Consider the following 6,195-nt stretch of genomic DNA (forward strand, 5'->3'; position numbering starts at 1 on the left):
GGTCGGTCGGATCCGGCAGACGGTGTATCGCGGCATCAAGCGGGTCGACCAGCACTTCAAGCTGACAATGGTCGCGAGCAATCTCACGCGCATGGCGCGAATAATGGGCGCGGGGCATACCGGAGCGGTGCAATGAGCCGCCGATGCGCGCGGCCCGCGAGGCCTGGCATCCCCGCGCAGGCGCGTTGCCTGCGCAAACTGATCGGCGCATCCGGATTTCAGTTGGAAATTGCACACGAAACACTCCTGATCATCGCTTCGGTCCTCATGACGAGGTGCTTTTCAACAACCTGCTAGGTCCCCAACTACAGCCCGACGTGGTGGCTATCAGGCGACTCATCCCCAAGATGACGATTGTGTTAATTGTCGCGGAGCACTTTGGCCAGCAAGCTCTGGAGGTCTGCCTGGTACCTCTATTGTGAGGGGATACTAGAAAGCGGCATGACGGCCTGGCGACAGGCCGTTCGACACAGGCGCAAAATCGGACTGTATTTTCACTGCCTCAACGCTTGTCGTTGATCATGATCGACAAGTTGAAGCGAATGATCCATTCAGCCCCCTACGTGTCTGTTGGCGTCGCGGTGTCTGTCTCGCAGGAAAGCCAGTATGAGCGCCGTCAGGCCGCACGTGGCGATGAGCGTCAGCAGCGCGTCTTTACCAATGTGGACCAAAACCCAGCCACCGATGGACGGAAAGCCAAACGCGCCGACGAAGTAAGACGTGACGAACCACGTCAGCGCGGCATTGTGGTAGATCGCCTCGGAATCGTTGACCGCCTGCGTCTGGATAACAGGATAGGCAAGCCCATATCCCGTGCCGAAGAATAACGCAGCGGTCAACTGAAAAAATACGTGGTAAGGCACTGCGAACATCGCTGCGATGCCCAGCATCATCACGACGAGCAACACTTTGGTCGCGCTTTCGGTGCGCAGATTGATGACAAGTCGGGAAAGCAGCCAACGCGTTACTACGACCGTCAGCGCGTAGAGACTAAAGAATGTGCCCGCTTGCGCACGCGTACCTTGAACCAGAGACATCTGGAATGTCATCAAACCGGAGAAGACGCAGGCGCCTAGCGCGACCATCAGAATCGGATACAAAGCGCGCGTGCGGGCAATCGCGCCGATGTTTCCTAGCGATCGCCCTCGGACGGGCAAGACGCGCGAAGCCGGTGAGAGCCGACCGAAGGTTTCCAGCATCAGGGAGGCGATAAAACACAGGAAGGCTACGGCATAGAGCACGCTATTAACCGACAAATGCAACGAGCGGATCGCGAACCCTGCCAGCGCCGGACAACCGCCGATACCGGCCATCTGAAATGTCCCAAAGCGAAGGAACCAGAGTCCGCGATTTGCGTCGCTCGTTCGTTCCGACAGCGACATCGGTGCGGCAAGGTAGAACGCGCCCCAGCCGAGACCAAAAAGAAAGCCGGGAATCACATCGAGCGGACTCACCCGCTCAATGGCCGCGAAACCCGCGATGCCAATGCCGACGCATAGCGCAGCGAGCGCGGTCATGCGTGTAGCGCCAACGTGTCGTGAGAACCAACCGACCAATGATACGCCGACGAAAGTGCCGACCATAGCGCCTGCGAGGGCTAGACCGGTGTCGAAATCATTTCCACCGATGTACTTGAAGCGCATCGACAAGAGAAACGTCGCTCCGTATCCCGCCGCAGTGAGCAGGGTGCCGACGAGCAAAAGCATGGCACCGAATGGGTGCATACGAGAGTCCGGGTTGCGGCTGAAGATCGGTCGGATATCGACTGTTAAAACAGTATGTACTGAGGTGATACGTCGTTCAAGAGAACCATACATTCTTCGTCTTTGCGAGCACGCGCGTGCGAGTTCGTATCGTGTTCGAGTGTGTCTGGATGCGGAAGCATTCCGTTTGGTATGTGCATTTGCGCATACGCAGCCCCCGCTGCATGAAAGTCGCCTGCAGCATCATATGCTGCTGGTGTCACGGCGTCCGAGATCTTGATCTGTACTCCGATGCGCGTTGACCTAGGCTTAAGCTCGCTCACACGGGAACGTTGCTTCGACTCGCGAGACGATGACCCTTTGCGGGGGGCTACCGGTGAGGCTTTGCCGAATGGTTGGCAGGTGATACCCCCGTCAGAGGCCGACCGCACTGCGCTCTCCCGAACTTGATCGCCGGGGAAACTCCGCTACCTAGGTGAAGGCCGATGTTCGAAAGAAGATCTGTCGCTATGCTGACGGGGCGACTTCAAGGCTCTCAGGAAAATCGCCGGGCAACAGGCACTTGGCATTGCTATACTCGCGGCGACCATCCAAATGGCGTATTCCATATACATGACTTTCGCACTACTATCCAGTGAAGCAACGCGACCGGCATATGCATATCGCCAATTAAATGCGTTAAGCATTGAATTGGACAACTGCCTTTTTTTGCCTAGAATCGACCCAGTGTTGTTCGACGTTCCGCCATTCGTGGACGTCAAACGACGCTCCCGGATGGCCTTTTTCTGGATGCCATATGTTCTCGGTAACGACTGTTGGAACTGGTGAATTGTTCGTTCTTCCGGAAGCCCGGAAATCGATCGACGAATGGCGTGGTCCGATCAGCAAGCCGCTCATGATGGGATTTGTCCGGACGGCTGAAGAGGTGATGCCCGTCATTGCTTCACTTGGGGTTGGCATAGACGGCGAACATCTGCTCTGTCTTGCATTTGGATCGACAGACGTTCACTACGTCGGCGAGCTTCGGGTTTGCGCATATGCGAAGGAGGTTTCCGAACCGGAATACAGCGGCTGGCTGTCGTTGTTGCCGATGTTCAGGGACGAACCGCCTTCCGACGAAGCTGCAATAGCCGCTGGCGAGTTGAGATTGAGAGGCCAGCGCACCCGGAACGCTGACGGCTCGATGCGAATCATGTTGTCGGTCAGCCCCGCACGTGAAGATGAGGACCGGTTGCGTGGTTGGGTTCCGGTGTAACGTGGGAAGGCTGCATAGCCGTCGCAAGGGGAAGACTTCCGTCTTCCCCTTTTCTGTTAGGTAGATCATGGGTGGAGCACGGCGGCGGTTCGAGGCCCGACCGGGTTCTGCCAATAGTTGCCATTCGCGCAACACAACGAGCCGTCATTCCAACGGTCGGTTCATTTCGGGAACCCTGCCGGATGCTCGATGGGAGCACATCGGCCTTTGCGGACGTTGAAGTGTCGGCCGCTGTGAGGCAGCTGAGCGGCGCACTGCCGCCGTTCGCGCCGTCGTAGCCTCGAATGTCAGGTGCCGATGCGAGCGAGTGAGTACTCGCGACCCTCTGCGGACCTTCGACAAGCCGTCACCCCAACGGCCGCTCTCAGGGAAGTGCGGGCCATTAGTGGAGGCCGGAGCGTTTCCAACGCAATATCGCTGTGACATGCGCCTATACGCTGTCCCAATCGCGCTATGGGCCGCAAGCCGGTGGCCGCGGAAGCTCTGCGGTCGCTGATGCGCATATGTCAATCTCCTTTCGATTGAAGGGACATCCAGTCTGCGACCGAAGCAATGAGCGCTAGACGACCCCGTCGCTGCCAATAGCAGGTTCACCTCGCCAACGTGATCTTCATACAGCCATGGATCATCGCGCGTACGAAAGCAGTTGAGGCACACCCCATTTCTGCCGCCAAAGGCATCGCCAATGCACGGCGAGCTGATCGCCATCGGCTCGGGTCGCAATTCTGGGGCGCCGTGCTTCTGCAAGCGCATACATGCTCTGACTGTTCTTCTGCAAGCCCTATACCACATCAATGGATGGGCGGATACCCACGTGACGAAACGGCATCCGAAACGAATCTTTCACACAAGTGCGGCTATCGCGACCTAGTGTGTAGGTGGCAATTGCAGCAAGCGTTGGTTTTTGCGGTGGGACAACTCGTTTTCGCACATGGATCATCACTGTGCGAGAGCCATGGTGCCGATGATGGTCTTCCGGCACTGCAAAGGCGTTTTATCAATTTTTACGAGGCAAAGAATGAAATCCATTTTCAGACGCCTATCCCGTTTAGCTTCCCCGAGCATCGCAGGCAGCGGCGTCATCGCGCTTACGTGTGCAATCGGCCCAGGCGCCCAGGCGCAAGTGCTCGGCCCGCTCGTTCAGGTGGCTGCGGGCGATCCATTCAGCGGATGCACTTCCGACCAGGTGAACGCACAAGAATCCGCATTCGGAAGCATCCTTTTTCCCGCCACCTCGATCGAGCCATGGGTGGCTGCCGATCCGACCAACCCGTCCCGCCTCCTGGCCGGGCACCAGCAGGACCGCTGGAACGACGGTGGCTCACGCGGGCTCGTCGGCGTCGTCTCCAACGATGCGGGCGGCACCTGGACCAATACGATCCCGACGGGTGTTACCGACTGCACCGGGGGCAAATTCCGTCGCGCTTCCGATCCGTGGGTAGACTTCGCGCAAAACGGAACAGCCTTCTTCTTCTCGTTGACGCTGGACCCCGCACAGCCGACGACCCCGTTCGGCGCGCGGAATAGCGCGATGCTGGTCAGCCGCTCCGTCGACCACGGCGCGACCTGGCAAAGTCCCGTTACGCTGATTCAGAACAACTCGCCGCACGTGCTCAACGACAAGAACTCGCTGACCGCCGATCCGACAGCGAATGGTTTCGTCTATGCGGTGTGGGATCAGCTGAGCGTTTTCCCGCCAACCAAGGAAGGCGCTGAGTTGCTCGCGGAAAACGATGGTGTCGTCATCGCGCGCAAATTGCTCAATGCTGCAGCGGGCGGCGCTCCCGTCTTCAAGTTCAATTTCACCGGCCCAACCTTCTTCTCGCGATCCACCGACAACGGCGGGACCTGGAGTACGGCCGCCCCGATCTACCAGCCGGGCACGAACAGACAGACGATCGACAACATCGTGCGGGTGTTGCCTAACGGCACCGTGCTCGATTTCTTCACCGCGATCAATGTCACGGCGCAGGGCCTCAACATCGGCTATATAGCGTCCACGGATAAGGGCGGATACTGGAGCGGGCCGGCGTTCGCCAGCAATATTCAAGTGGTCGGGGTCGTCACGCCGGACACCGGCCAGCCGATACGCGATGCCTCCATTCTCTACAGTGTCGCAGTGAACCCGGTCACGGGGGCGATCTATCTCGCCTGGCAGGACGATCGCTTTTCGGCAGGCACGTGCACTACGCCCACTGGGTCAATCCCGATCGACGGGATTGTCTTCAGCGAATCGGATGACGGCGGGGCCACCTGGTCGGCGCCGGTGATGATCAACAAGACGCCGGCAAATGCCACGAACCCGTGCCGTCAGCAGGCCTTCGTTCCCGCGGTGGTGGCGGCGGGCGACGGCAAGACGATCGTGGTGACCTACTACGACTTTCGCAACGACACTAACACGCCTGCGGGTTTCGAGAGCACCGACTATTTCGCGCTCTTCTGCTCCACCTCCGGCGGATGCACGAACCCCGTCAACTGGGGCAACGAGCGGCGCCTGACCGACGCCTCGTTCAACATCCTTGACGCTCCCGTGGCGCGTGGCCATTTCCTCGGCGATTACATGGGCCTGACTGCTAGTGGGCCCACGACCGTGTACCCGGTATTCGGCACAGCCACGGGTCACAACGTGACAGCCGAATTCACCCGCAAGATCACATTGCCGTGAGCGCAAATGGCGGCGACTGGAGGAGGCCGCCGCCCAGTCCTTCGGGACGCGTCATGGTCCCGGCAACAGATCATATGGCTAGGCGAACGCGCGAGCACGCGCCGTGATGCGCAGTGTTTTCGTTGCGCGATCGCCTTCGACACCTGTGCCGCACTCCCGAATCGCAAGATCCCGATGACTGGCCCGCATTAACATGTCAGCGAACGAGCGCAGTTGGACGCCAATCAGTCGTTTCAATGATCGAGCGTCAGCGTAAGTGAAGGACCGGTCATGGCCGAACCCGGCCTGACGCGTTCGGCTCGGTTCGACGCGTCGCCCGCCGGTCGAGCCGTCAGCATTGAAACGGCAGGTATCAGATTCGAGTAGTCGCTCGGTATGGCCACTCACGGACAACAACCGGCCATTGGCGAGCCGCCTCTCACTCACGTGCGACCATATCGCCTGATTGGCCTCCGTGCGTCTTGAGCGTGCCCTTGGGTGAATTCGAGAGCAAATAAAGCATGGCTTCCAATCCAAGCACGTAGCTATGAACCCCAAGACCGAAGATCACGCCATCCGCGATCTTGGCGATC

General features: G+C 59.0%; 3 protein-coding genes and 1 pseudogene. 3 read left to right on the forward strand and 1 reads right to left on the reverse strand.

The features are described from left to right. Positions 1-136: pseudogene (locus GCT13_RS46515) on the forward strand (IS5/IS1182 family transposase); the annotation flags it as partial. A gap of 415 nt (positions 137-551) precedes the next feature. Here the strand turns inward: GCT13_RS46515 and GCT13_RS46520 are convergent. Beyond that, positions 552-1,724, reverse strand: a complete 1,173-nt coding sequence (locus tag GCT13_RS46520) for an MFS transporter (protein WP_152768320.1) — start codon at positions 1,722-1,724, stop codon at positions 552-554. Positions 1,725-2,499: 775 nt separating this feature from the next. Between GCT13_RS46520 and GCT13_RS46525 the strand changes: the two genes are divergently transcribed. Both GCT13_RS46525 and GCT13_RS46530 read left to right on the forward strand, forming a co-directional pair. Next, entirely contained in the window at positions 2,500-2,958 is a 459-nt protein-coding gene (locus tag GCT13_RS46525; RefSeq protein ID WP_152768318.1) for a hypothetical protein, read from the forward strand. A 1,018-nt stretch (positions 2,959-3,976) separates the two neighbouring features. Further along, positions 3,977-5,623: a sialidase family protein gene (locus GCT13_RS46530; RefSeq protein ID WP_152768319.1), complete on the forward strand. Its 1,647-nt coding sequence runs from the start codon at positions 3,977-3,979 to the stop codon at positions 5,621-5,623. Positions 5,624-6,195 lie beyond the last annotated feature (572 nt).

The organism is Paraburkholderia franconis, assembly GCF_009362735.1.
Classification (GTDB): Bacteria; Pseudomonadota; Gammaproteobacteria; order Burkholderiales; family Burkholderiaceae; genus Paraburkholderia; species Paraburkholderia franconis.

Excerpts from the sequence above, each read along its gene's own strand:
- GCT13_RS46525 (WP_152768318.1), top strand. The coding sequence starts at position 2,500 with ATGTTCTCGGTAACGACTGTTGGAACTGGTGAATTGTTCGTTCTTCCG.
- GCT13_RS46520 (WP_152768320.1), bottom strand. The coding sequence starts at position 1,724 with ATGCACCCATTCGGTGCCATGCTTTTGCTCGTCGGCACCCTGCTCACT.
- GCT13_RS46530 (WP_152768319.1), top strand. The coding sequence starts at position 3,977 with ATGAAATCCATTTTCAGACGCCTATCCCGTTTAGCTTCCCCGAGCATC.